The 25,385-nt window shown below is 62.0% G+C and carries 23 protein-coding genes and 1 tRNA gene; 8 read left to right on the top strand and 16 right to left on the bottom strand.

Annotated elements, in window-relative coordinates; all coding sequences use genetic code 11:
* Positions 1 to 31: 31 nt before the first annotated feature.
* From RE429_RS14965 to RE429_RS14955, 3 genes are all read right to left on the bottom strand, one after another.
* Complete coding sequence (locus RE429_RS14965; protein WP_414471527.1) at positions 32 to 1,060, bottom strand: Fe(3+) ABC transporter substrate-binding protein; 1,029 nt, start codon at positions 1,058 to 1,060, stop codon at positions 32 to 34.
* Between the two features lie 151 nt (positions 1,061 to 1,211).
* Complete coding sequence (locus tag RE429_RS14960; RefSeq protein WP_414471526.1) at positions 1,212 to 1,892, bottom strand: Crp/Fnr family transcriptional regulator; 681 nt, start codon at positions 1,890 to 1,892, stop codon at positions 1,212 to 1,214.
* Positions 1,893 to 2,088: 196 nt separating this feature from the next.
* A complete protein-coding gene (locus RE429_RS14955) occupies positions 2,089 to 2,328 on the bottom strand; it encodes a hypothetical protein (protein WP_414471525.1) in 240 nt (79 codons plus the stop codon).
* A gap of 266 nt (positions 2,329 to 2,594) precedes the next feature.
* Between RE429_RS14955 and RE429_RS14950 the strand changes: the two genes are divergently transcribed.
* From RE429_RS14950 to RE429_RS14940, 3 genes are all read left to right on the top strand, one after another.
* On the top strand, positions 2,595 to 3,383 hold the full coding sequence (locus RE429_RS14950; protein ID WP_414471524.1) for a pentapeptide repeat-containing protein: 789 nt from the start codon (positions 2,595 to 2,597) through the stop codon (positions 3,381 to 3,383).
* 106 nt (positions 3,384 to 3,489) lie between these two features.
* Positions 3,490 to 3,921 (top strand): sigma factor-like helix-turn-helix DNA-binding protein, encoded by a 432-nt coding sequence (locus tag RE429_RS14945; RefSeq protein WP_414471523.1) that lies wholly within the window; start codon positions 3,490 to 3,492, stop codon positions 3,919 to 3,921.
* A gap of 463 nt (positions 3,922 to 4,384) precedes the next feature.
* Positions 4,385 to 5,122, top strand: a complete 738-nt coding sequence (locus RE429_RS14940) for an outer membrane protein (protein WP_414471522.1) — start codon at positions 4,385 to 4,387, stop codon at positions 5,120 to 5,122.
* Positions 5,123 to 5,570: 448 nt separating this feature from the next.
* Here RE429_RS14940 and RE429_RS14935 read toward each other — a convergent pair whose 3' ends face one another.
* The 11 genes from RE429_RS14935 to RE429_RS14885 form a co-directional block, all read right to left on the bottom strand.
* Complete coding sequence (locus RE429_RS14935) at positions 5,571 to 6,797, bottom strand: phenylacetate--CoA ligase family protein (RefSeq protein ID WP_414471521.1); 1,227 nt, start codon at positions 6,795 to 6,797, stop codon at positions 5,571 to 5,573.
* Between the two features lie 243 nt (positions 6,798 to 7,040).
* Positions 7,041 to 7,445, bottom strand: a complete 405-nt coding sequence (locus tag RE429_RS14930) for a DUF805 domain-containing protein (protein ID WP_414471520.1) — start codon at positions 7,443 to 7,445, stop codon at positions 7,041 to 7,043.
* Between the two features lie 108 nt (positions 7,446 to 7,553).
* Positions 7,554 to 8,402, bottom strand: a complete 849-nt coding sequence (locus tag RE429_RS14925) for an ABC transporter ATP-binding protein (RefSeq protein ID WP_414471519.1) — start codon at positions 8,400 to 8,402, stop codon at positions 7,554 to 7,556.
* 68 nt (positions 8,403 to 8,470) lie between these two features.
* Positions 8,471 to 9,793 (bottom strand): ABC transporter substrate-binding protein, encoded by a 1,323-nt coding sequence (locus RE429_RS14920; RefSeq protein ID WP_414471518.1) that lies wholly within the window; start codon positions 9,791 to 9,793, stop codon positions 8,471 to 8,473.
* A 69-nt stretch (positions 9,794 to 9,862) separates the two neighbouring features.
* Positions 9,863 to 10,948 carry a branched-chain amino acid ABC transporter permease gene (locus tag RE429_RS14915; protein ID WP_414471517.1) on the bottom strand — a complete coding sequence of 362 codons (1,086 nt, stop codon included), beginning with the start codon at positions 10,946 to 10,948 and terminating at the stop codon, positions 9,863 to 9,865.
* Between the two features lie 12 nt (positions 10,949 to 10,960).
* Complete coding sequence (locus RE429_RS14910; RefSeq protein WP_414471516.1) at positions 10,961 to 11,917, bottom strand: branched-chain amino acid ABC transporter permease; 957 nt, start codon at positions 11,915 to 11,917, stop codon at positions 10,961 to 10,963.
* Positions 11,918 to 11,927: 10 nt separating this feature from the next.
* Positions 11,928 to 12,728 (bottom strand): ABC transporter ATP-binding protein, encoded by an 801-nt coding sequence (locus RE429_RS14905; RefSeq protein ID WP_414471515.1) that lies wholly within the window; start codon positions 12,726 to 12,728, stop codon positions 11,928 to 11,930.
* Positions 12,725 to 14,707 (bottom strand): AMP-dependent synthetase/ligase, encoded by a 1,983-nt coding sequence (locus tag RE429_RS14900; RefSeq protein ID WP_414471514.1) that lies wholly within the window; start codon positions 14,705 to 14,707, stop codon positions 12,725 to 12,727. The genes RE429_RS14905 and RE429_RS14900 overlap by 4 nt, the downstream gene beginning before the upstream one ends.
* 239 nt (positions 14,708 to 14,946) lie before the next feature.
* Complete coding sequence (locus RE429_RS14895; protein WP_414471513.1) at positions 14,947 to 15,150, bottom strand: hypothetical protein; 204 nt, start codon at positions 15,148 to 15,150, stop codon at positions 14,947 to 14,949.
* Between the two features lie 1,039 nt (positions 15,151 to 16,189).
* The gene (locus tag RE429_RS14890) at positions 16,190 to 16,312 is read right to left on the bottom strand and encodes a hypothetical protein (RefSeq protein WP_414471512.1); all 123 of its coding nucleotides are present in this window, start codon (positions 16,310 to 16,312) and stop codon (positions 16,190 to 16,192) included.
* A gap of 164 nt (positions 16,313 to 16,476) precedes the next feature.
* Positions 16,477 to 16,758, bottom strand: a complete 282-nt coding sequence (locus RE429_RS14885; RefSeq protein ID WP_414471511.1) for a hypothetical protein — start codon at positions 16,756 to 16,758, stop codon at positions 16,477 to 16,479.
* 595 nt (positions 16,759 to 17,353) lie between these two features.
* Between RE429_RS14885 and RE429_RS14880 the strand changes: the two genes are divergently transcribed.
* The 3 genes from RE429_RS14880 to RE429_RS14870 all read left to right on the top strand — a co-directional run bounded on the left by RE429_RS14880 (position 17,354) and on the right by RE429_RS14870 (position 21,878).
* Complete coding sequence (locus tag RE429_RS14880; protein ID WP_414471510.1) at positions 17,354 to 17,614, top strand: hypothetical protein; 261 nt, start codon at positions 17,354 to 17,356, stop codon at positions 17,612 to 17,614.
* Positions 17,615 to 18,183: 569 nt separating this feature from the next.
* Positions 18,184 to 18,852: a winged helix-turn-helix domain-containing protein gene (locus RE429_RS14875; protein WP_414471509.1), complete on the top strand. Its 669-nt coding sequence runs from the start codon at positions 18,184 to 18,186 to the stop codon at positions 18,850 to 18,852.
* Positions 18,853 to 19,070: 218 nt separating this feature from the next.
* A complete protein-coding gene (locus RE429_RS14870; RefSeq protein ID WP_414471508.1) occupies positions 19,071 to 21,878 on the top strand; it encodes an EAL domain-containing protein in 2,808 nt (935 codons plus the stop codon).
* Here the strand turns inward: RE429_RS14870 and RE429_RS14865 are convergent.
* Entirely contained in the window at positions 21,875 to 22,084 is a 210-nt protein-coding gene (locus RE429_RS14865) for a DUF6894 family protein (RefSeq protein WP_414471507.1), read from the bottom strand. The genes RE429_RS14870 and RE429_RS14865 overlap by 4 nt on opposite strands.
* Before the next feature lie 943 nt (positions 22,085 to 23,027).
* On the opposite strand from RE429_RS14865, the gene RE429_RS14860 reads away from it, so the two are divergent.
* Entirely contained in the window at positions 23,028 to 23,327 is a 300-nt protein-coding gene (locus tag RE429_RS14860) for a transcriptional regulator (RefSeq protein WP_414471506.1), read from the top strand.
* Positions 23,328 to 23,444: 117 nt separating this feature from the next.
* On the top strand, positions 23,445 to 24,020 hold the full coding sequence (locus tag RE429_RS14855) for a YdeI/OmpD-associated family protein (RefSeq protein ID WP_414471505.1): 576 nt from the start codon (positions 23,445 to 23,447) through the stop codon (positions 24,018 to 24,020).
* Positions 24,021 to 25,280: 1,260 nt separating this feature from the next.
* Here RE429_RS14855 and RE429_RS14850 read toward each other — a convergent pair.
* Positions 25,281 to 25,354 (bottom strand) — tRNA-Gln (locus RE429_RS14850).
* Positions 25,355 to 25,385 lie beyond the last annotated feature (31 nt).

Genomic DNA, 25,385 nt, shown 5'->3' with positions numbered 1-25,385 from the left:
TAGGAGAGCGGCTTCAAGGACTGCTCTTCGGTTACTGATCGAAGCCGACCGTGTCGACCATTTCGCTGGCCTTCTTGCGCAATTTCGCAATTTCGGCAATCGGCACGTTGTCCGCCTTGAGCTCGCCGAAGGAGGCGATGGTCGGGTGGATCGCGATGCCGGCCTTGATCGGATATTCGGAATTGGCTTCGGCATGAATGCGCTGCGACTCGTCGGAAACCATGTACTCCATGAATTTCACGGCATTCGCCTTGTGCGGCGCATATTTGGCGAGCGCGAGGCCGGAGACGTTCACATGGGTCCCGCCGCCTTCGAAGGTCGGAAGGATCACGTTGATCGCCTCGCCCCACTTCTTCTGCTCCGCGTCGCTGCCGTTGCGCATGAGCGAGACGTAGTAGGTGTTGCCGATGCCGATGTCGCAAACGCCCGCCAGGATGTCCTTGGCCTGTTCGCGGTCGCCGCCGGAGGGCTTCCTGGCGAGGTTCGCCTTGACGCCCTTCAGCCATTGCTCGGCCTTGTCCTCGCCCATGTGGGCGATGGCGGCGGCAAAGAGGCTGATATTGTACAGGGCCTGGCCCGAGCGGCTGCAGATCTTGCCCTTCCACTTGGGATCGGCGAGCTCTTCGTAAGTGAACTTGTCCTGCTTCACGCGGTCCTTGGACGCATAGACGACGCGGGCGCGCAGGGCCATGCCGAACCAGTGGCCTTCCGGATCGCGGTAGGCGGCGGGAATGACGTTCTCCAGCGCCTCCGATTTCACGGGCTGCGTCACGCCGTAATCCTTGGCGGCCTGCAGGCGACCGATATCGACGGTGAGGATCAGGTCCGCAGGGCTGTTCTCGCCCTCGGTGCGGATGCGCTCCTCAAGGCCGTTGCTGATGAAGATGGTGTTGACCTTGATGCCCGTCTCTTTGGTGAACTCGTCGAGGACTGGCTTGATGAGGCCGGGCTCGCGGGTGGTGTAGATGTTCAGGGATTCCGCCGCGACGGCGGATCCGGCCATGGTGCAAAGAGCGGCGGCGCCCAGCAGGAGAGTGCGCGTGAATGTCGTCGTCAGCATGATAGAAGTTCCTTCACCGGCAGCGTCGAGCAGGTGCAAGCCCAACCCGAAGATGATGCAACAATCACGGATCGTGACGTTCGGTCAAGGAAAATGTCAGTTAGAACAATAGCTTATAGGGTTTCTAAACTGGGTGTCGATTAGAGGGATTCTAAGCTGAGGCGGCCTGACGAACAGGCGCGTGATCCGGGGCAGCGGCCTTCAGGCGCGCGAGTTCGGCCTCCAGCCGCTCCATGTTCTTGAACATGCGCTCGCTGGTCAGGCGCAGGAAATAGAAGCCGAATTCGGGGTTCTGGAAATAGAGCTGGCGCACCTCGTCGTAGGAGATGTTCAGCACATCGCCGTCCTCCATGCATTCGAGTGTCTGCGTGCGCCGGTTCTCGGGCGACATGAAGCCCATTTCGCCGACGACCTGTCCCTGCCGCAGCTCGATGTCGAGTTCCTTCAGACGATAGCGTCCGGAAAGAGTGTAGAACATGCAGGCGGCGCTATCCCCCTTGGCGAACAGGATCTCGCCCGCCTTCACCGTGCGACGGGTCATGAAGGGCTTGAGCCATTCCATCGAGAGATCGCTCTTCGAGGCCTGTTTCACCTGGCGGATCAGACGGATCATCTGATAGAGGCGCACCGCATTGAGCGGGAGAAGGATCAGATTGACCGTCATGCTGGGGTAAAGACGCATCGCCGACGCATAGGTGAGCGACACGGCATTCGTTGCGATCCCGATGCAGCGCAGGGGAATGATCGTCCGCATCGCGCTGCCGGTGATGGCGAGAACGGCCGCCAGCCATGCCAGTGCGTCGAGCCAGGTCAAGCCGTGAAGCCAAGCCATCGGAATTCTTTCCCCTCTTTGTTCCGTAACGTCATATACCTACCATTCCACGACGCAAATACCACAGCCGAGCCTATCCGCATCTCGTAGTAGCTCAGTTGATCCGCGAGCGCATGAAAAAGGCCCCGGATGGGGCCTTGATCGTGGAGGCAAGATCGGGAGGCATGATCGCCGGCCCCATGATTCCGGGCCGCATTCAGGGCTGCGCCGCGGGAGTGGGCGGAACGAGCCTGTCGGGCACGCTCAGGCCGCGACGCTGCGGCTGTGGGCCTGCGGGGGCACGGACGGCGGCGCGTCCCGGCACGCTGCCGGCGGCTGATGGCGGCGGGGGAAGATCCATGCGCGGCAGCACGCCTTCGGGCTTCGGCGAGGCCGAGCACCCGCCGAGGGTCAGCCCCGTCACCGCAAGAAGGAAAAAGATAAGTGTCTGACGCATGCTTAAGTCCTCGATATCCGTCGCGAGCGCATCGTTCGAAAAAGCGGACCCGGTTCTTCGCAGGAACGATGCGCCGTTCTAGAGGGGGAGCATCGGACGTGAAAAGTGGATTCCACATTTGGGATCAATTCGACGCTCTAGAGCTAGGCCATACCGGCCGCAAGTCGAGTGATCAATCGCCTAAATTCCTAGGGCAGGGCTCCTCTCGCCAATGTTGAGACCTAGCTTTATGAAGAGGTTCGTTGCTGCCGGTCGAAGAGGAGATCATGGAACCCGTTTGGTTGAAGGTGTGTGCATGGCCGCTTGGCGGCGGAGGCATCCGGATTGCCGGCGCCGCACTGATGCTGGTCGTCTGGAGTGGCGCGGCCGAGGCGAGATGTCAGGATTCGCCCGGCCCAGGTGTCGATTGGGCCGGGTGCTCCAAGGCGCGTCTCATGTTGAACGGAGAGGATCTGTCGGGCACCAGGTTTCAGCGATCCCTCCTGACCTTGAGCGATTTCGCGGGCTCGAAGCTGATCGAGGCCGATCTCAGCGAGACCGAGATCAGCCGGACGCGATTCGAGAAGGCGAACCTGACGAGGGCCAATTTCACGAAGGCTCTCGGGTGGCGGGCGAATTTCGCCGAAGCCATCCTGTCCGATGCCGAGTTCGCGTCCGCGGACATGAACCGCTCCAACTTCGCGCAGGTCCAGGCCTCGGGGGCCAATTTCCAGAAGGCGGAGCTGAACCGGTCGGATTTCAGCGGCGCCAATCTGGAACGCGCAAACATGACGAAGGCCGAACTCTCGCGGGTGATCTTTCAGCAGACCAAGCTCACGGGCGTCGATTTCAGTTATTCCAATCTCTCACGGGCGCAGCTGCAGGGAGCCGTGCTTCAGAACGTCTCCATGGCCGGGAGCTATCTGTATCTGACGCAGCTTGGCGGCGCGGACCTGTCTTCCGTGAAGGGGCTCACTCAGGCGCAGATCGATATCGCCTGCGGCGACGCGCAGACCAGGCTTCCCCCCGGACTGACGGTGCCGCAAGCCTGGCCCTGCACGGGAAACGAGGATTGAGACGCCGCGCCTTTGCAACCAAACGCCAGCTTGACCGTTGTTTTCGTTGAGACTTATTCATTGAGGTTCATCGGCCCGAACCGGCAGTTCCCAGGAGCAGATCCAGGTGACGACACTCAAGGAGTTCGAGGACGCACTACGCGAGCAGGGCATGCACATGGCACTCGCGATTCTGGAGAAGCTGCGCGAGAGGGATCGCGGGAAACGCTCGGCCGCCCCTGCGCGCCGGATCGCGGGCCGCAAGATGACGCCCGAACTCGCCCGGCGCATCCTCGAGCTCCACGCGACGACGGAGATGACCCAGCAGGAAATCGCCTTCGAGCTGGGCGTCAATCAGGGACGCGTCAACGAGGTCATCAAGCGCGGCAAGTGGCTGGAGGATGACCCGACCTCGCCCGAGGCGGCGGCGCGGGACAAGGCCAAGGCCCGGATGAAGGGCGAAGGCGGCCGCAATCGTTCAGCCAGGAGCGCCGCTTCCGAGAAGCGGCCGAAGCGCAAGCCCGTTCCTCAGGCTCAGCTGAACCTCGGAGACCTGTAGGGCTGGAGCATCGGACGCGAAAAGTGGGAACCGGTTTTGCGTGAAAAGATGCTCGAGACCGGCGACCGACAGCATCGGATGCGGGTTCGATTTGACGTCCCAAGCTGTAAAGTGATTCGCCCAGAAAAAACCCTGCCCGGTGGGCAGGGTGGATAGTTGTCTCCTCGCCTTCGGTTGCTAACCCGAAAACGCGATCATTAGGGCATGCTGAAAAGTTAATGTCAAATTAATATGGCACAGTTTCTCTTAGTATTAGAATTTATACCTCTAATGGGGACTGCTATACAAAAGTGCTACTACTTTTGCATGTAAGATATTCGTGTGCTTGTAAATCGGTGTTGCTTTCGCGCAATAGTAATTTTTGGTTGAAATCGCATAAGTTCTTGCCGTGGATCCTCAAACAGGGGTTACGGTTATGAAAAAATGCGTATTGAGCCTTATTGCAGGAGTTGCAGGTGTCACCTTGGCTGCAGCGACTGCCTCTGCTGCAGATCTCGCCCGTCCCGCTCCTCCGGCACCGATCATCGCAGCCCCTCCGATCTTCACCTGGACCGGCTTCTACGCCGGTGTGAACGCGGGTTGGGGTTGGCGCAACGATAACAGCCAGTCCGTGGTCATCGACGGCGCGGGCGGGGTGCCAGGCACGTTGTTCTTCGACAACAACAATGACGGCGGGTTCACCGGCGGCGGTCAGATCGGCTACAACTACCAGATGGGCTCGTTCGTGATCGGTCTCGAGACGGACATCCAGTGGGCCGACACCAATCAGAACATGCGGGTCACCTTCGTGCCGCTCGGGGCTCCCGGGGGGACCTTCATCCCCGGCGAGTTCCGGAACGACCTGTCGGATTGGTTCGGCACCGTCCGCGGCCGCGTCGGTGTCGCGTTCGATCGCGTCCTGATCTATGCCACCGGCGGTCTGGCCTATACGGACAACAACACCGGGTGGGTCGTCGGCGGCGGCGCCGAATGGGCGCTTCCGGTCAACTGGTTCGGTTCGTCTGCGGTCACCTTCGGCGTCGAAGGCCTGTGGCTCGGCTTCGACAATAACAACAACAACGACTTCAACGGCTTCGTCGGGACCTTCACACCCGTCGGTGGCCCGACGGTCAATGTCTTTGCGCCGGAATTCCGGAACAACAACGACAACGACTTTTTCGTCGCGCGTGCCAAGCTCAACTTCAAGTTCGGCACTTACTGAGACGCCTTGTTGTCAAAGAATGGGCCCGGGCAATTCCCGGGCCCTTATGCTTTGTCCCTTTCGGACAGCGGGAGAGATCGGCCGCGACCGGTCCGGTTGTCGGATCCTGGCCGCGGCCTCGGCCCGTGTTTGCCCCCACGGGAAGCTAAGCCCTAGACCCCGAAAACGTGACCTGAATGAGGCGCAGGCCTGGGAATAAAAATTTTTAAGAAAGTTTGGAACAAACCCTCAGACCGCGCGTTGGTAGAGCCTCCGGTCCTTTTTGCCCCTACGGCCGGACACCTTAGAGCACCCTCGGGTGCTTTTTTCTTTTTCCGTCAGGACAGGCTCACACTCAAGACAACGCCGTAGCGTCGGGCGTGCCGTCGCGTCCCCGGCCAATGCTGTCAGTCCATGATCTTGAGCACCTTTTCACGCAAAACCGGATTCCACTTTTGCGTTCGATGCTTTAACCGCGCTCGTCCGCGATGACCTTGCCGTCAGCCGGGAGGCTACCCGGCGCGACCAGCATGACGATGCCCTTGAGCTTCGTGACGGACCGCAGGGTGTTCTCCACCGCCTCCGCCAGAATGCGCGAGGCCGCTTCGCATTCGGCTGCCAGGGTCATCACGTCGGTTTCATGCTGCCGCTCGATCAGAAGGCGGAGGCGTCCGAGTTCGGGATGCCGGCGGCCGATCTCGGCCACCTGCTCGGGGCGCACGAACATGCCCTTGACCTTGGCGGCCTGATCGGCCCGGCCCATCCACCCCTTGATGCGTGCGTTGGTCCGCCCGCAGGGGCTGCGTCCCGGCAGCTCGGCGGTCAGATCGCCGAGCGCCAGACGGATGAAGGGATGGCACGGGTCGAGACTGGTGACGACGATCTCGCCGGCTTCACCCTCCGCAACCGGATCGCCGGTGCCGGGGCGCACGATCTCCACGATGAGATCCTCGTTGACCACGAGCCCTTCGCGTGCGGAGGTTTCGTAGGCGATGAAGCCGAGATCGGCCGTGGCATAGGCCTGGTAGGCATCGATGCCCTTCTCGAAGAACGCCTCCTGCAGCGACTTCGGAAAGGCCGCTCCGGACACGAGGGCGCGCTTGATGGACGACGTGTCCCGTCCGGATTCGGCCCCCGCATCGAGCAGGATCTTCAGGAAGTCAGGCGTGCCGCAATAGGCGTCCGGACGATAGGCTTCGATCAGGTCCAGTTGCTGCTCGGTGTTGCCGGGCCCTGCGGGGATGACCGCGCAGCCCAGCGCCCGTGCGCCGGAATCCATGATGAAGCCGCCAGGTGTCAGATGATAGCTGAAGGTGTTGAGAACGATGTCGCCCGCGCGGAGGCCCGCCGCGAAGAGGCCCCGCGCCGCGCGCCAAGGGTCGGGTCGGGCGGCCTCAGGCTCGAAGATGGGGCCGGGCGACGTGAAGAGGCGGCTGAAAGAGCCTGGAGCCTCCGCGACGAGGCCGCCGAAGGGGAGGGACGCCTTCTGCAGCGCCGCGAGTTCGGCTTTCCGCAGGACGGGGATTCCGGCCAGAGCCTTGCGGTCTCTGATGCTCTCGACATCGATGCCCTTGAGCCGTGCCGCGTAGGCGGGCGCTGTGAGGGCGCCTCTCAGGATATCGGGGAGCCGTTCGAAGAGAGCGGCTTCGCGTAAGGCCGGATCGCGGGTTTCAAGATCGTCGTAATGATCTGCCAAGGCTTCCCTCCGCTTCGCCGCGACCCCCCGGATCATCCGATGGAAAAGCGGACGATTCACGCGACGCCACCGGTCGCAGGATGCTCGACCGGCGGCACGCAGGCAAGGGTGGATAAGCCGTCGGAGCCTAGAGCCTTTTCCGCAAAAGTGGATGCCGGTTTTGCGAATAAAAGGCGTCTTTCTCAAACAACAGGAGCCTTTTCCATGAACCGAAGGTCATGGAAATGGCTCTAGCCAGGCAGGTCAGGCTTGCGCCAGGGCGCCGAAGGCTCCGGACGAAGGCGCGGGGCCGAAGCGGTTCGCCTCAGGGCTTCCCGGCTGGCAGCAGAGATAGATGAGGCCGAAGGCGCCGATGAAGGGAACAAGCCCGATGAGAAGCCACCAGCCCGAGCGGTCCGTATCGTGAAGGCGCCGCGCACCCGCCGACAGGGTGGGGACGAGGGTCGCCAGGGCCACGATCAGGCCGAGGACGGACATGCCGTTGAGCAGGAGGGAATCCAGCACATTCGCCAGGATCATGAGCACGATGACCGGCAGCATGAAATACCAATATTCCGGGCGGGATGAGCGGCCGGAAAATTCCGCGAACTTGCCGATGGCGATTCTGACGGCCTGCTCCACATTCTTCTTCAGGATTTCGATATTCATTGTTGCCCCTCGTTTTCCAGGTTTCACGCGAGTCGCCTCCGACTCCGTCTTCTTTGTGCTAAGAATGTTATGGCATTGCGTCAAGCTCTTGCCGGCCGGACCTCCCGGCTAGGCGAGCCACCTCTTGCGGCGCTTGTAGCTTTTGACATTGCGGAACGATTTTCGATCTCCCTCGGAGACGCCGAGATAGAACTCCTTCACGTCCTCGTTCTCGCGCAGGACCTGCGCGGGGCCGTCCATGACCACGCGGCCCGTCTCCAGGATGTAGCCGTAGGTCGCGTATTTCAGCGCCATGTTGGTGTTCTGCTCGGCGAGCAGGAAGGATACGCCCTCCGACGTGTTCAGGATTCGCACGATCTCGAAGATCTCCTCCACGATCTGCGGCGCGAGCCCCATGGAGGGCTCGTCGAGCAGGATCATGGAGGGCTTCGACATCATCGCCCGTCCGATGGCGCACATCTGCTGTTCGCCGCCGGACGTGTAGCCCGCCATGGAGCCGCGCCTCTGCTTCAGGCGCGGGAAGTATTCGTAGATGGCCTCCAGGTCGCGCCGGATGGCGGCATTGCCGTCCCTGCGCGTGAAAGCCCCGGTCAGGAGGTTTTCCTCGATGGTGAGATGTCCGAAGCAGTGGCGACCTTCGAGGACCTGGATGCAGCCGCGCCGCACCAGCTCGTTGGGCGAGAGCCGGTCGACGCGCTCGCCCTTGAACGCGATGCTGCCCTTCGTGACCTCGCCGCGCTCCGCGTGAAGCAGGTTGGAGATCGCCTTCAGGGTCGTCGTCTTTCCCGCGCCGTTGGCTCCGAGGAGGGCGACGATGCCGCCCTTGGACACGGTGAGGGACACGCCTTTGAGCACGAGGATCACGTGGTCGTAGACGACCTCGATATTGTTCACCACCAGAACGGTTTCCGGGGGGGCGGGCGTCTCGTTGGCTTGGTCGCGAGCGGCGTTGGACATGCTGGCCTCGTGCGGTCCTCGGGAAATTCCCTCCCCATTGCGGGGAGGGAGGAGATGAGGAGCTTGAACTAGCTTGCCTTGTCGCAGGCTTCCGTGCGCTTGGGCCACCCGGCGTTTTTCTCGGCATAGTCCTTCGCGGCGCCATCGAGCTGGGACTTCACGCGATCGGTCATCGGCTCGATGGGATCGGAGATCTTCACCCATTTCGCGCCGTCCCATTCCTGCATGAAGGCGGGACGATGGCCGTTGTGGTCCGTGCAGGACAGAGCGAGCGTCTCGGTGAAGCCCTCGAGGCCGAGTTCCTTCAGCCGGGCGGGATCGAGCTTGATGTTCTCCATGCCGCGGCGCACGTCCTCGCCGGTCACGGCCTTCTTGCCCGTGAGCTTCTGGGCCATGGCGATGCCTTCGGCGATCAGCAGGGAATTGTAGACGCCGCGGTTGTAGAGAACCTCGCCGACCTTGTCCTTCGAGGCCTTGGACAGGCCCTTGTCGATCACGTGCTTCTGGATGTCCTGCAGGGCGGGGAAATTCGCGCCCACCGCGTGCCAGTTCAGCTCCTTGAAGCCTTTCGCGCCGGCGCCGCCGCTCTTCGCGTCGTCCTCGCTCGGCCACCAGACCGAGTAGAACTTGTCCATCGGATAGCCGGAGCGGACCGCTTCCTTCACGGCTGCGCCGTTCATCGAGCCCCAGCCCCACATGATCATGTAGTCGGGACGGTCGCGGCGGGCGCTGAGCCATTGCGAGGATTGGTTCTGCATGTCCTGCGCGGCCACCGGATAGAGGGCGACCTCGAAGCCGATATCCTTGGCGAGTTCCTGCAGGAGGGGGATCGGCTCCTTGCCGAAGGCGGCGTCGAGATGAATGAAGCCGATCTTCTTGCCCTTCAGCTTCTCGAGCCCGCCTTCCTTCTCGCCGATGTACTTGATGATCATCGAGAGACCGTCCCAATAGGTGCTCGGCGGGTTGAAGACCCAAGGGAAGATGTCGCCGCGCGCCGAGGCCGAGAGGCCGTAGGCCATGGACAGAATCGGGATCTTGTCGACCGAGGCGCGCGGGATCAGCGGCAGGGTGATGCCCGTGGACCAGGGATTGACGATGACCGGGTTCTTGCCCTTCACCGCTTCGTAGCACTCGACGCCCTTCTTGGTGTCGTAGCCGGTCTCGCATTCCTCCAGGACGAGCTTCACGCCGCCGATGCCGCCGTCGCGCTGGTTCAGCATCTCGAGGTAATCGTGCATGCCGTCCGCGATGAAGGTGCCGGAGCCCGCGAAGGCGCCCGTGCGGTAGGTGAAGAGGGGGACGTAGATCGAATCCTGCGCGAAGGCAGGCAGTGCCGTGCCGGCGAGCATCGTCGCGGCGGCCAGTCCCAGGCTCAATGTGCGAAACGACATTCTCGTTTCCTCCCGTTGTTGGTCCGGCTGCGCCGGATTGATGATCCCGTCTCCTTTTCGAACGGGCCGTCAGTAGGGGAACGGCCAGACGAGGAGCTTCTGCTTGCCGATCTGCCAGAGCCGCGCGAGACCGTGCGGTTCGACGATCAGGAAAAAGATGATGAGCGCGCCCGTGATCATGAAGCGCAGGTGCTCGATGGTGTCGGAGCCCACCGAGAGGCCGAAGGGCGACATGAGGGCCGGCAGCGTCATGCCGAGCGCGATCGGCATGATGAAGATGAGCGCTGCGCCGAAGAACGAGCCGATGAGGCTGCCTAAGCCCCCGATGATCACCATGAAGAGGATGAAGAAGGACTGGTTGATGTTGAACACGTCGTATTCCGCGCCGCCGTACCAGAGGAACACGAGGAGCGCGCCCGCGACGCCGCAGTAATAGGACGAGACCGCGAAGGCGAGGAGCTTGGTCTGGAGCGGCCGGATGCCCATGAGCTCCGCCGCGAGGTCCATGTCGCGGATCGCGATCCACATGCGCCCGATGCGGCCATGGACCAGGTTGGAGGCGATCCAGGTGAGCAGGATCACGATGGTGAGGACCAGGAGGTAGCGTGTCTGCGACGTGGCGTTCGGCCCCATGATGGGCGTGCCGAAAAGGGTGCGCAGGGGCGCGTCGAGCGCGCCCGAGACGTTGTAGTTCACCAGCCACGGAATGCGGATGAAGCACCATTGCAGGAAGAACTGCGCCGCAAGGGTCGCAACCGCGAGATAAAAGCCTTTGATGCGCAAGGACGGCAGGCCGAAGAGCGCGCCGACGGCGGCGGAGAAGAAGCCCGACACGAAGATCCAGACGATCACGTTCACGCCCGGAAACGCCGTCATCAGCTTGTAGCAGGCATAGGCCCCCACGCCCATGAAGGCGCCGGTGCCCAGCGAGAGCAGGCCCGTATAGCCCGTGAGGATGTTGAGGCCGATGGCGGCGAGCGAGAACACCAGGAACGGGATCATCACCGCCTGGAGCAGGAAGTCGCTCCCCAGGAACGCGAGGGCATAGGCCGCCGCGACGATGAGGCCGAGCCCGATCCTGTCCTGGCGCAGGGGGAAGATCGCGGAATCGCTGACATAGGTCGTCTTGAACTGGCCTGCCTCGCGATAGAACACGTCGGCGTCTCCCTAAATGCGTTCGATGATCTTCTCGCCGAACAGCCCTTGCGGCCTGTAGAGCAGGAAGAGGAGGGCGATGACATAGGCGAGCCAGGTCTCGATGCCGCCGCCGACCAGCGGCCCCCAGTAGAACTCGCCGAGCTTCTCGCCGACGCCGATGATGAGTCCGCCGACGATCGCTCCCGGAATGGACGTGAAGCCGCCCAGGATGAGCACCGGCAGGGCCTTCAGGGCGATGATCTGCAGCGAGAAGGACACGCCCGAGCGCGCGCCCCACATGATGCCCGCCACGAGGGCGACGAGCCCGGCCGCGAACCACACGATCACCCAGATCTGATTGAGCGAGATGCCGACGGACAGCGCGGCCTTGTGGCTGCCTGCCACCGCGCGCAGCGCCCGGCCGATGCGGGTCTTGGAGAAAAACACCGCGAGGAGGCCGATCATGAGGGAGGCGATCACGGCGGCGGCGATATCGAGATGCTGAAGCCGGATGGAGCCGCCCAGAATCCCGATCTCCGTCGTGCCCTGCGGCAGGAAGAGCGCGTCCGTGATCATCTCCCGCGGACTGCCGCCGAAGATGAGCTCGCCGAAGCCGATGAGGAAATAGGTGAGGCCGAAGGTGGCCATGAAGAGGATGATGTCGGGCTGGTTCACGAGCGGGCGCAGCACCACGCGCTCGACCGCCATGGCGAGGACGAGCATCGCCAAGGCGGCCAGGACCAGCGCCAGGAGTGCCGGGACGCCCTTCTCGTAAAGGCCTACGAGGATCAGGGCGGCGAACACCACCATGATGCCTTGCGCGAAGTTGAACACGCCCGAGGCCTTGAAGATCAGCACGAAGCCGAGCGCGATGAGGGCGTAGAGCACGCCCGAGACGAGGCCTTCCCAGAGGGTCTGAAGCAGGAGGTCCGGCGCTTCTCCCATGAACACGAAGGGCTCGACGAAGACCTTGTAGAGGATGTCCATCCGCTTCCCCTCAATGCGCCACGCCGAGATAGGCGTCGATCACACGCTGGTCGCGCTTGACCTCGCCGGGCGTTCCGTCCGCGATCTTGCGGCCGTATTCCAGCACCACGACCCGGTCGGAGAGGTCCATCACCACACCCATATCGTGCTCGATCAGGGCGATGGTGGTGCCGTATTGCTGGTTCACCTCCAGGATGAAGCGCGACATGTCCTCCTTCTCCTCGAGGTTCATGCCGGCCATGGGTTCGTCGAGCAGCAAAAGGTCCGGCTCCATGGCGAGCGCGCGGCCGAGCTCCACGCGCTTCTGCAGGCCGTAGGGAAGGCGCCCCACGGGGGTTCGGCGGATGTGCTGGATTTCGAGGAAATCGATGATCTCCTCCACGAAGCGGCGGTGCTCGATCTCCTCGGCCATGGCCGGGCCGTGGCGGAAGAGCTGCCAGAAGAAGCTCGACCGCATCTTGATGGAGCGCCCCGCCATGATGTTGTCGAGGGTCGACATGCTCTTGAAGAGCGCGACGTTCTGGAAGGTGCGGGCGATGCCGCTGCGCGCGGCCTCGTGGGGCCGCATCTTCGGACGTTTCACGCCCTTGAAGGTGATCTGGCCTTGCGTGGGATAATAGAATCCGTTGATGCAGTTGAGCATCGAGGTCTTGCCGGCCCCGTTCGGGCCGATGATCGCGCGGATCTCGCTCTTGCGGATATCGAAGGAGACGTCCGTCAGGGCCTTTACGCCGCCGAAGCCGAGAGACACGTTCTCGACTGCGAGCAGCACATCCCCTTCGCTCAGGACCGAATGGTCGGGCGCCCTCATTCCGCGGCCTCCGGCATCGTCGCCGATTGCGGCGCAGGATATCGCTCCATGTCCCTGATCTTCACGCGGGCGGAGATCACACCCTTGCGCCCGTCCTCGAAAGTGACCTCGGTGGAGATGTCGGCCTCGGGCGAGCCGTCGTAGAGCGCCTGGATCAGCGGTGCATAGCGCTCGGCGATGAAGCCCCGGCGCACTTTCTGCGTGCGGGTCAGCTCGCCGTCGTCGGCATCGAGCTCCTTGTGCAGGATGAGGAAGCGCTGGATCTGCGCGCCGCCCATGTGCGGCTCGGAGGCCAGCGAGCGGTTCACCTCGCCCACGTGCTTCTCGATCATCTCATAGACCCGGGGGTGGCCCGCCAGTTCCTGGTAGGACGCGTAGGTGACGCCGTTGCGCTCGGCCCAGTTGCTCACCGCCACGAGGTCGATGTTGACGAAGGCGCAAACGTAGTCCCTGCCGTCGCCGAAACAGACCGCTTCCTTGATGTTGGGATAGAATTTGAGCTTGTTCTCGACGTATTTCGGCGGAAAGAGCGAGCCGTCGCTCATCTTTCCGACGTCCTTGGCGCGGTCGATGATCTTGAGATGTCCGCTGGCGTCGAAGAAGCCGGCATCACCCGAATGAACGAAGCCGTCGGGCGTCTTGGTCTCGGCGGTCTTCTCCTCGTCCTTGTAATAGCCCAGGAACACGCCGGGGGAGCGGTAGAGCACCTCGCCGCTGTCGTCGATGCGGATTTCCACCTGCGGGGCCGGGCGGCCGACCGTGTCGGCGCGGATCTCGCCGTCGGGCTGCATGGTGATGTAGACGGATGCTTCCGTCTGTCCGTAAAGCTGCTTCAGGTTCACCCCGATGGAGCGGTAGAAGCGGAAGATCTCCGGGCCGATGGCCTCGCCCGCCGTGTAGCCCACCTTCACGCGCGTCATGCCGAAGCGGTTGCGCAGGGGGGCGTAGACGAGCACGTCGCCGATCCGCCAGAGCAGGCGGTCCCACGCGCTCACGCCGGGTTCCTTGTTGAGAATGCGCTCGCCCACCTTGTCGGCGTGCCTGATGAAGAAGTGGAACATGCGCCGCTTGAGTGCGCCTGCATCCTCGATGCGCACCATGGTGAGCGTGAGGATGCTCTCGAACACGCGCGGCGGAGCGAAGATGTAGGTGGCGCCGACCTCGCGCCGGTCCTCGGCCACGGTCTCGGGGCCCTCGGGGCAGTTCACGCACAGTCCCGCCAGGAAAGCCTGCGCGTAGGAGAAGATGTGGTCGCCCACCCAGGCGATCGGCAGATAGGCCAGGATCTCGTCGGTCTCGTCGAGACGGTCGAACTCGCAGCCGATCCGGGCCGCAGCGATGACCGCGTCGGAGGTAAGCATCACGCCCTTCGGGCGGCCGGTGGTGCCGGAGGTGTAGAGAATGATGGCGAGGTCCGAACCCTTGCCTTCCTGCAGCGCATCCTCGAGCTTCGCCGCTTCACCCGCATCGTCGAGCCGCGCCCGGCCTTCCTCGATCACGGATGCGATCGCATGCAAGCGGCCGTGGTCGTAGTCGCGCAGGCCCTTTTCCTCGTCGTAGAGCACGCGCTCCAGGCACGGCAGCTGGTCCGAGACCGCGAGAAGCTTGTCGACCTGCTCCTGGTCCTGCACCGCCGCATGGGTCACCTCCGCGTGAGCGAGCACATAGGCCATCTCGTCGGCGACGGAATCCGCGTAGACCGGGATCGGAATCGCGCCGAGCCACTGGGCGGCCGCGATGGTCCAGTAGAGGTGAGGGCGGTTATAGCCGATGACGGCGATCTTGCCGCCCCGCCGGAGGCCGAGCGCCTGAAGACCGGAAGCGTAGGCGCGGACGATGCCGTGAACCTCGGCCCAGGTCCAGGATTGCCAGATGCCGAGATCCTTGTGGCGGAACGCGGTCCGTTGAGGACGAATGCGCGCATTCCGCGCGAGCAGCTTGGGGAATGTATCTTCGCGCGAGTCCGCAGCCGCCGTCACCGACGTCTCCTCCCTGGACACCGCACACCGGGCGGTGTGCGGGTTGGCCTCGTTTCCTCTGTCGCGCGGCTTGTCGAGCGCCGCGCTTTTATTGTCCGGTCTGCCGCCGGCCGCTCTTGACGAGCGCTATGGGAGACATTGTGTCGCCCCGCTCCGGTATCGGCAAGGGAGGCCCACCCATACCATGGGCTAATATGCCCGCACGCGCTTTCGAGGCAGGCGCCAGGCCGCCCGCGGCGCTACGGCAAGGCCGTCAGGGCTGCGGGCTCGATCTCTTCCGCCGAGACCAGCCGTTCCGCCCCGACCGTATTCTTGATCCGGTAGAGCGGTATGCCCCGCTCTTCGGCGACCATACAGAGAATGCAGTAGATCCGATGGTCCGCGTAGCCCGACGAGGGGCGGGTGACCCGGACAAGCTGGCCGATATGAAATGCATTCGTCATCAGCGCCTTCACCATCCTTCAAGACGCAAATTGCCTTCAAGACGCGAATTGCCTTCAAGACGCAAATTTCACGGTTGCGGGAGACGAGGCCGTTCGGCGGCCCGATCAGCGTCCGTGCGGTCCTGGATGAAGGATGATGCCTACGGCAAAACGATGACGATGCCTTGCCCCATGGCGATTTTCGCACGGCACAGGCCATCCTCGGGGGGCGAATGAGAGTGAACGGACCGTCGGCAGGGAGGCCGGATGGGACGCTGAGCCCTGTGCTGCGGCGCGGCGGAAGGGCAGCTACCGGCACCAAAGGAAAGGCCGCGTCCGGAGCGGGTCCAGGAACGCGGCCTCTGCCGTGCAAGCCCCCATGCGCGGCAGTATTCTTAGGATGAAGTCACTGGCTTGCTGGCGTGAGAATCGCCTCGGTCAGCGCGGATGTCTGTAACTCAGCGAAGGACGCGACTGAACTAGGGAAATATACTTATAGCATCCTTGATGCTCGTTGGAAACAGCTTTATCAGGATTAAGTTCAATGAGATCAGCGCTCGAAGCTTGGCTTTATTCTTGTCGTTTCGCTCCATCGTCTCAGGCCGGGACATTTTCCGGATTTGAGCGCATTGTGACGGCAGGCGGATGAGCGCGAGGAGCATCCATGGACCGGGAACAGCGCGCCAATGTCCTGACGGTCGCAGGTTTCGCGGTCGGTGTTCTGGCCCTGGGGGCACTGATCACCGTCATGCTGGTCTTCGGCTGAGAGAGGCTTTCGTCTTCTTGATATTACGTTGGGGAATGTGCATACGGCCAAGCTGTGTTAAGAAGAACTTTCCCATCGGGACACGGCGTCGGGGCGACAGATGCGCTTTTTCTTGATCCTTACAGGAATGATCGGCTGCTCACTCGGGCCGGCGATGGCGCAGCCCTGGGGGCCACGCGGCGACTGCCCGCCCTCCACGCATGCGAGCGGAGCCTTGTGCGTGAAGAATATCCCGGATTCGCTTCGTAACAGGGGTGTCTGCCCGGCAGGCTACGTCGGCACGGCGGACGGAGCCTACTGCGTCCTGGCCTCGCGGCGGGACTGGGTGAGGGTCAGGGCGGGCTGCCCGGCGGGGTTCCAAGTGAGCTTCGGCGGAGAATTCTGCATCCAGGAATGACCGGCTAGAGCCTTTTCCATGAACTTCGGTTCATGGAAAAGGCTCCTGTTGTTTGAGAAAGACGCCTTTTCTTCGCAAAACCGGCATCCACTTTTGCGGAAAAGGCTCTAGCGCATCGCGCGGACCCGGCGGGCCGCGCTAGCGAAAAGTAGATCCGGTTTTCACGTCCGATACTCTCTAGGGCCTACCGGCGCCACCTGCAGTCGGTCATCGGGACCGTCGTCTGGCTCCGATGGTTGTAATAGGCCTGCTCCGCCCGGCTGTAGCTCCAGGGCTCATCGTTGCAGTTGCGCCCGAAAGCCCCGAGGTCGTTTTCGAAAATGACCCATTTGAGCTGCGAATTCGGGCACTGCCCCTCGTATTGGAACGAGATGTTGCCGAGCCGGGGATAGCAGCGCTGGGCATCGGCGAGAGCGGTGCCGCCAGTAGCGAGGATCAGAATCGAGGAAGCTGCGAGTCTCAGCATGTCGAACCTGTGCGGATGCGAAGGGTGTCCGGGAACCCGCCATTTCGCCTTCGAGGCGAGCTTGGCCGTTCAGGACACCTTCTAGAGCATCGGACGGGAAAAGTGGAATCCACTCTTCACGTCCGATGCTTTAATCCTCCCAGGACAGATAGGGATAGCGGCGCTGGGCGATCTTGCGCTGCCTGAGAGCTTCGAGCCAGCTCGCGCGCATGAGACGAAGGAAAGTGATGATGATCATAGGGATGCCCTCCAGCTACGATCGCAAGATAGGACTTTTGTTGCGGTGCGGTAGATAGGTAAGGACAGGTGACCTATGTCTGGAGAACATAGACGAAAGTCTAAGTTGGTTCATCGTCTGCGATAGCCGCCGTCTCAGGTGGCATGCGGTGTCGCGAGGGCGGGATGGCGCCGATCCGACCTCCGGACCGGAAACCGCGAAGAAAGACGAAGCGAAGAGGTCGCATTCGGGATCGTTCGCCTCTTTCCCCTAAAGTTCCGCCACGGGCTGGCCGGGAGCCACGGCTCATTAACCTGTTGTTAGTTCGCCGCGGTGTCTTTGCCGGCCGGGGGCTAAAACTAAGAACTAGGATTGCTTATGACCTTCGGTAAAATTGGCTTTGCTGCCGTTGTGGCGGCTGCGTTCATCGGCCTGAGCGGGACTGCCTCGCAGGCTGCGCCGTTCTCGCCCAACCCCGCTCTGACGACAGGCCCCGGCCTCGTTCAGGTTCAGTATCGTCACGGCGATCGTCGCTTCGGGCCGCCCCGCCGCATCTGCAAGTGGGAAACGGTGACCAAGCGCATCCGTGGCAGGATCGTCCGCGAGCGCGTCGAGCGCTGCAGGATCGTACGCCGCTAATTCAACGGTAATTCAAAGGGCTCTTCGGAGCCCTTTTTCTTTGGGCGATCTTGGAAGGCCGGGCCTCTCGGCCATGGTCCCTTCCATGGAGTGACGAGCGCCGAAGACCATGAAGGCAGATCCTGAAGAAGGATGCGGGCACGTCTGCTGAGTGTCCAGCCGCCAACATTCTCGGCCTTTGTGGATCTCCCCGGTCCGAGCGGGCCGTGTTTCGGCGAACGATGTCAGAGTGTTGGGAGGCAGATTCCAAAAGCTGGATCAGGCATGCCGGCTATGCCCTACGCCGATCCCAAAAGCGCTTTAGGCGCCCGCTCAAGTCATGCGGATATCGGCCCAACTAGACCATCTGGTCTAATGGACCTGGGGCCGCGTCGCACCCTAACAAGGACAAAAGTCATAGTATCGTTTGATTCGCGAATGTTCGGGCCGCCGTTGAGAGAGGCTTTGTAAAAGCCCTCGACTGCATTGAGTACTCCGGCGCCCAAGTACTTTGCCGAATATCAACTCCGAGCGTTCATCGGCAAAGTGATCTTATGACTTTCGGAAGGCGTCTGTGGGGGCACAGAATCATGCATATTATTGTCGATGAACGGCAGACGATTACTGCCGGATACGTCGCGGGTTTCGACCAGGAAGGCCTCCCGGCATTGGGATTGCCCTACCGAGAGTTTCACCTCTGGTTTGAGGCGAGTGCCAGCAGTGCCTTGGACAAGGTGCAGGGTTTTCTGCTCGGCGAGTGCGAGGGCCGCACCGCCATGGCGGCAACGATCCGTCGACGCTCCCAGGCGCCGGTCATCGCCCTGTGCGAGGCGCGCTCTCTGGGGCAGACCCTTGACCTGTTCTCAGCCGAGTTCGATGACGTGGTGCGCCAGCCCATCCATGTCCGCGAGATCCTCGCCCGCTCGGAATCCATCTGGCGTCGCATCCATGACAGCCGAGCGACGGAGACCCGTCAGGAGCGTCTGAAGGTCTTCTTCGACGGGCGAGATCCCGAGATCGACGGCATTCGCCTGCCACTGCCGCGCCGCGAGCGGGACATTCTGGAGCATCTTGTGCGGCATCGCGGCCGCTGGGTCCCAAAAGGCCAGATCTACCGCACCATCTACGACGCCTCGGACGAACTGGAGGAAACCGTGGTCGAGGGGCATATCAGCAAGTTGCGCAAGAAGCTGCGCAAGGGCCTCGGCTACGATCCGATCCAGGCACAACGACACGCCGGATACAGCTTTCTGAGCTGACGCCTGTTCCACCATCGGTCCCATCAAGAGCACAGACCTGAAAGGACGCCTGTGACGATTCTTCTTATTGCAACGGTGGCAGGCTCGTTGACAGGACTCACTGTCGTGCCTCTGGTGCGTATGGTGACGACATCCAGATCCTCGCGGCAGGCGCGAGGCTCGCTGCCTGGGCGCGGACACGCCGACCGACAGAGTTAGGCGGCAACAAAGACACGCCTGTGACGATCGACGATTTTCTCATCGGAATTTTCGAGAGCAGCATCGATTGCATCGAGGTGCTCGACCTGGATATGCGCCTGGTCCTGATGAACGGAAGCGGTCTTCGCGTCACGGGAATGAGCGACCATCGCTCCCTTTTGGGGGGCTCCTGGATCCGGTGCTGGGCAGACCGGGACCAGCAAGCGGCACAGGCGGCCGTCCGGAATGCAAAAGCCGGGAGGATCGGACGATTTCTGGGAACGCGCGCGACGGCCGAAGGTGCGCTCAAGCGGTGGGATGTCATCGTCACTCTCATGCGGACCACGGCAGGGCAGACAGAGCACCTGCTTTCCGTCTCACGCGATGTGACGGCAGAGGGAGAGCCGGAACGAGACGACGACAGAACGCGACTGCGACACCGAGCGATAGCAGAAGCCGACGCTGCCATCCTCTGGCGGGCCACTCCGGATGGCTCTTCCGTCGAAGGTGAAGGGTGGGATGCGTTTTGTGGCGTGACAGTCGAAAAGGAGCAGCCGGGTTGGTGGTTGCGCACAGTTCACCCTGATGACCGCGAGTCCGTATCCGCCGCCTGGCGCAATGCCTTGCGGTCCGGCGAGTCTTACAGCTGCGAGTTCCGCATCAGACATATGAGCGGCGAGTATCGATGGGTCGCGGATCGCGGTGTCGCCCTCAAGAACGACGAGGGAGCCATCGAGGAATGGGTTGGAGCGATCTCCGACATTCATGAGCGCAGGCAGGCGGAGGAAACGTTTCTGACCAGTGAGGAGCGCCTGCGGCTCGCGCTGGACACGACAGCCACGGGAATATGGGATGCCGATCTTGTAACCGGGCGCCGGCTATGGACAGCCGAAGCCCGACGAATCCTCGGCATCGCCGCCGATGCTCCGGTCACGCGGGAGAGTTTTCTGGATTGCGTCCACCCGGACGATCGGGGCGAAGTGGAGAGCAAATTCTTCGCCGACTGGCCCGCCGGTGGCCCAAGCTATGGCGGCACCTACCGCATCATCCGGGCTGACAACGGGAAGGAACGTTGGGTTGCCACGAGCGGCAGGACGCTTCTCGACGAGGCTGGACGGCCGGTTCGGAAAATCGGAACCATTCAGGACGTGACCGACCGCAAGCGCATGGAAAATGCCATGCGGGCGGGCGAAGAGCGGCTGAAGCTGGCCCTCGGGGCGGGCCGCATGATCGCTTGGGAGCGCGATCTGGCGACGGAGTATGTGACCCGCTCGGCCAATGCTCGCGAGCTGCTCGGTCTTGGGTCCGGCCCCTTGTCGGACTTTCTCCAGAGAGTTCACCCTGACGACCGCCCTGAGGCCGATTCGTTCATCCGCCGAACCGACCGTCAGGCACTTGCGACGGTGGAGTTGCGGTACATGCCGCCAAGCGGCCGCATGATGTGGTTGGGGATTCGGGCGGAACGCGCTGGTCCCAGGAGTCTGGTCGGCATGACGGTTGACATCACTGACCGCAAGCTGGCCGAAGAGAAAGCCTGGCGCTCCTCCAACCACGATTCTCTCACGAGCCTACCGGACCGGGTCCTGTTCCAACGCCGGCTGGAACAGTCTCTCGGGGACGCCCGACGGAATGGCACCGGCGTCATCCTGCTGCTGGTCGACCTGAACCAGTTCCAGGAGGTCAACGACACCCTCGGCCATGAGGCAGGTGATGCCCTGCTGAAGGAAACGGCCCTACGGCTCTCAGGCATGGTCCGGGATCGCGGCACTGTGGCCCGCGTGGGCGGCGATCAGTTCATGATCATGATTGAGGAGCCGCTGAGCCTGGATCATGCAATCCGTTTCGCTGATCGCGTGATCGAAATCCTGCGCCGCCCCTTCACTCATGCGGGACGGCAGATCACCGGCAATGCGAGTATCGGTGTGGCTGCTTTCCCCGATCATGCGTCCACGCCAACGGAGTTGATGAAGGATGCGGACTTCGCGCTCCGCCAGGCCAAGGCGCAGGGGCGCAACCGAATCGTGACGTACTCGTCCAAGCTGCGTCTCGCCAGCGAGCGGCGGGTTGCGATCGGACGGGAGGTCCATGAAGCGGTCTCCAACAACCAGTTCGTCCCCTATTACCAGCCGAAGGTATGCCTTGCGACCGGCCGGATCGTCGGATTCGAGGCGCTCGCCCGCTGGCACCATCCAAGCAAGGGGCTCGTTTCGCCGGACGTCTTCGGGGCGGCCTTCCATGATCCCGAATTGGCGCGAGCCATCGGCAGGCAGATCGGCGCCAGGGCCGCGTCCGACATGCACGGCTGGCTCGAGGCGGGCCTCGACTTCGGGCGCATGGCGGTCAACCTGTCGCCGTCAGCCTTCGATGAGCCGGGACTCGCCGACGAACTCCTCAGGCTCTTGGAACGCACGTCCGTCCCAACCCGGCACTTCGAGGTCGAGGTCACCGAGACGGTCTTCCTCGGCAAAGGCTCGGAGCATGCCTCTGCCATCCTGACCCAGCTTCATCGGCAGGGTGTCCGAATTGCTCTCGACGACTTCGGAACCGGCTATGCTTCGCTGACGCACCTCAAGCAATTCCCGGTCGATCACATCAAAATCGACCAGAGTTTTGTCAGAGGCCTGGAACACGATATGGGGGATGAGGCCATCGTCGAGGCCATCATCGGACTGTGCCGGAAGTTGAACATCCAGGTGACTGCGGAGGGTGTCGAGACCTGGGGGCAAGCCCAGCGCCTTCGGAAGTTGGGCTGCGACCATGCGCAGGGTTATCTCTATTCCAGGCCGTTATCCGCGTCACAGGTGCCATGGCTGCTCTCAGAATGGGCTATGCCTGAGGCTCGTCGTTAATGCCGTGAGGTCTTCCGCGATCTGGGGTCGTCGAGTGCGAGGCTCTCGATCACCCGCCCGGTGTCATCCGTGATGTCCAGCCGCCAGCCCTGCCATTCGGCCACCGAAGTCGGGTCTTCGGCTCGCAACTCCTGAACGACTTCCATTGCGTAGATCACGGCAACCTGAAGGTCCGTGACCAGAACACCCTCCTCGTCGCGGATCATGTCCCTCCCATCGGTCAGGTGGAAAAAGAAGCGGGAGGGCATTTTTGAACGATCACCCCATCGAAAGTGGAAATCAGGCCGACCCAAAGGGATAAACGTAAGTTTGTTTTCTTCAAGGCGGACAATGTTCTGTAACGTTGTCTGGGGCCTTGACTGAACGATGAAACATCCGATCGGCAAGTTGCATCCGCGGTCGATAGGGCCCTCCGACGCACTGCGCATAGAGCCTTTTCCGCAAAAGTGGATGCCGGTTTTGCGAAGAAAAGGCGCCTTTCTCAAACAACAGGAGCCTTTGCCATGAACCGAAGTTCATGGCAAAGGCTCTAGTGTTCTTTGCGCTGTTCCATATTGCAATCGTCGCCTGGAGTTAAATACGCTGGCGCTCACGGAGAGTCTGAGACCGGAGTTATCGTTCATGGTGCAGGACGGTCATCGTCCTCAACAGCCCGGCCCCGACAGCGAACGCGAGCGCGTGAAAGAGCATGTCAGGCGGATGCTCCGAAAGCTGGCGTTACAGCTGAAGCAATCCTCGGATCCCAAGAGGCCTGGGTAACGTCGTCTTTGGGCACGCTTGCGCCGATCCCGCCGCTGAAACCGCCCATGATCCCATCCGGTGCCAAAGCCTCGCCACAAAACACATTGTTCCGGGAAAACCCCTCCGGCATCGAGGTCTGCGCGAAAGTTGGAGCATCGACCGCAAAAGCGGGAGCCGGTTGGCGTGAGCGGAGCGGCCCCGAGACTCGCTCCCTACCGAAGCCTTACCGGATGACCGACGTGATCCCGATGATCCGCAATACGCTCGACGAGGGGACAGACCCGATATAGCGGAACAGTCCTGTTTCATTAACCATGAGCGTACTGAGACCCCTCACTAGACCATATGGCCTAATGGACACGGCAGCCTCCGGCGCATCCTATCGCGTCGACTGACTTCGGGGCGACGATGAGCGACTTGGACCGAGCCAACAAACTGATTGAGATCCGAATGGGCCTCGGATTCTCACAGAATGCGATGGCCAATCTTCTTGAACTGAATACTCGGAAATATCAGGCGTTCGAGTGGGGCGAGTGCGAGATCCCCAACCTCTATATCCTGGCTGCCGAGCGGATTGCATTGGCTTATGCCGTTTGGGACAGAGCCCCGATGAAAGCGCCGCCTGCGGTCCGGGAAGAGGCGCTCATCCTTGCGAGGCTGACTGAGGCGTTGGGACCGGCTGGAATGCCTGCTCATTCGGCTTCGTAACGGGGGCTCGCCTCAACGAATCCAACCGCCTGCAGACGGTCATGTCTGACGCGGCACGTGCGCTGATGACAAAGACGCACCCTTTCCCGCACCCGCCTCATCGCCCTACAGTGGAGCATGACCGAGATACCTCGAATCGCCATATCCTTTCAAAGCGCGACGGCCCTTGGCGACTGGCTTTCAAAGCATCACGACAGCGCCAGTGAGCTTTGGATCAGGATCTTCAGGGCCGGCTCCGGCCAACCGTCCGTGACCTGGACCGAGTGCGTTGTCGAGGCGATCCGGTTCGGCTGGATCGATGGCCGGAAGCAGTCTCTCGACGCCGAGTCCTTTCTCCAGCGCCTCACGCCCAGGAGGCCAAAGTCCAACTGGTCGAGCAAGAACCGCGAGCATGCGACGCGCTTGATCGCCGAAGGGCGGATGACGCCGGCTGGGCTCATCCATGTGGAGGCGGCGAAGAAGGACGGCCGGTGGGAGAACGCCTATGCAGGCTCGGCCGGGATGACTATTCCCCAAGACTTTCTTGACCTGCTTGCGACGATGCCCGCCGCCAAGGCGTTCTTCGAGACGCTCGACCGCAAGAACCTCTATCCGATCTACTATCGCCTCCACACAGCAAAGCGACCTGAGACGCGAGCGAAGCGAATGGCTCAGATCCTCGCGCAACTCGATCGCGGCGAGCGGTTTCACTGAGCGTCCACATCCAGAACCCGACGACGGAGGCAAGGGCCACCTCGATCGGCATCTGAAGACCCTGAAGGGCCTCACATCTTACGAATGCATCTGCAAGATCCGGACAGCCGCGTCCAAACGTTTCAGGCGCGATCCAATCCACCCGATGCCAGGACTGAACGGCACGCACCGGGCAAATGCGGCAAAGCGACCGAGAAAGCCTTGGCAGAGTTCAGGGCGAGAAAGCCCGTCTCATTCTTCCACCTCGGCGCGATGTTCGCGCATCAGGACGCACGGCGGAAACGCTGATCTGTTCTTCTCACGTATGAGAAGACCCAGCCCCTATGTGAGACACGCCACAACCGAGACAGGCAGCGAGAGGAGCGAGGACGCGTCCAGGCTGGAGGAGAAGAGGGATGGCTGCCCTGGTCCAGTCTCGGGCCGGACAGATCAAGTCGCAGGATTGAGGGCCTCGAGCTCAGGGAAGGGCTCCAGATCACCGCTGCAGCTCGAGTTCCTCCGTGACTTTGTCTCGACTTTGAGGCTGCCCTTCTCGTCGCTTACTTGGGCGATGGTTTGGAAGGTTTGATAGAGGATCAAAGCCTCGAGCTTACCGTCCACACAGTAAGCCGTATATGTTTCCCCTGTGAACGGGTCTCTCAAAGTCGCCGGACGGCTGATCCGCGTATCAAAGAGCTTCTTCCGGTATCCAATCCAGCCAGGTGAGCCGGACCAGACAGCACGAGCAACGAGCACTCGTGCATTTGGCCCAATGTGATTGGCTGGGACAGGTGGGAGCGGATTGCTCGCTGTTACGCATCCTGCGAGAGTGGCAGAACTAACGAGAAGCGCAGCAGTTGCAGGCAGACGCATCGAAGCACCCCAGTGTAAGTACTGGCTTTGTTTCATATGCCAAATCTCACTGCAAATCCGTCGAAAGTCCTAAGCCTATGACACAATCTCACATGCTGGGCTGCTGACACTGTAGAGATGTCAGGTCGTAGGAAAGAGCGGATGCCGCTTGATCGGTGCGGATATCTCCGTCGAACCAATTGCATGGTCCGTTCGAACCGCATCCGAAATCTCAGCTTCCCGGTCCGGGCAAGATGCACGACCATCTGAATGACGAACTGGCTTTGGGGCAGGCGCCCGCTCATGCGGCCTTCCAACCTGCGAGAGTGGCAAAAGCGAGAACGGCTCTGCCCAACCCGTCGGAAATCTGGTGCCTAACCGCGTCGAGCGAATTGTCAGGGAAGGGCGCTAAGCCATTGAAAAGAGAGGTGGCTGGGGGACCTGGATTCGAACCAAGACTAACGGAGTCAGAGTCCGCTGTTCTACCATTAAACTATCCCCCACCGAACTGACTGTTATTGCTCGCTTTTTCCG

The sequence above is a fragment of the Microvirga sp. M2 genome (genome assembly GCF_047497095.1).
In the GTDB taxonomy this organism is placed as follows: domain Bacteria; phylum Pseudomonadota; class Alphaproteobacteria; order Rhizobiales; family Beijerinckiaceae; genus Microvirga.
Note: the sequence above shows the minus strand (reverse complement) of the source record. Positions and strands in the feature narration are given on the sequence as shown.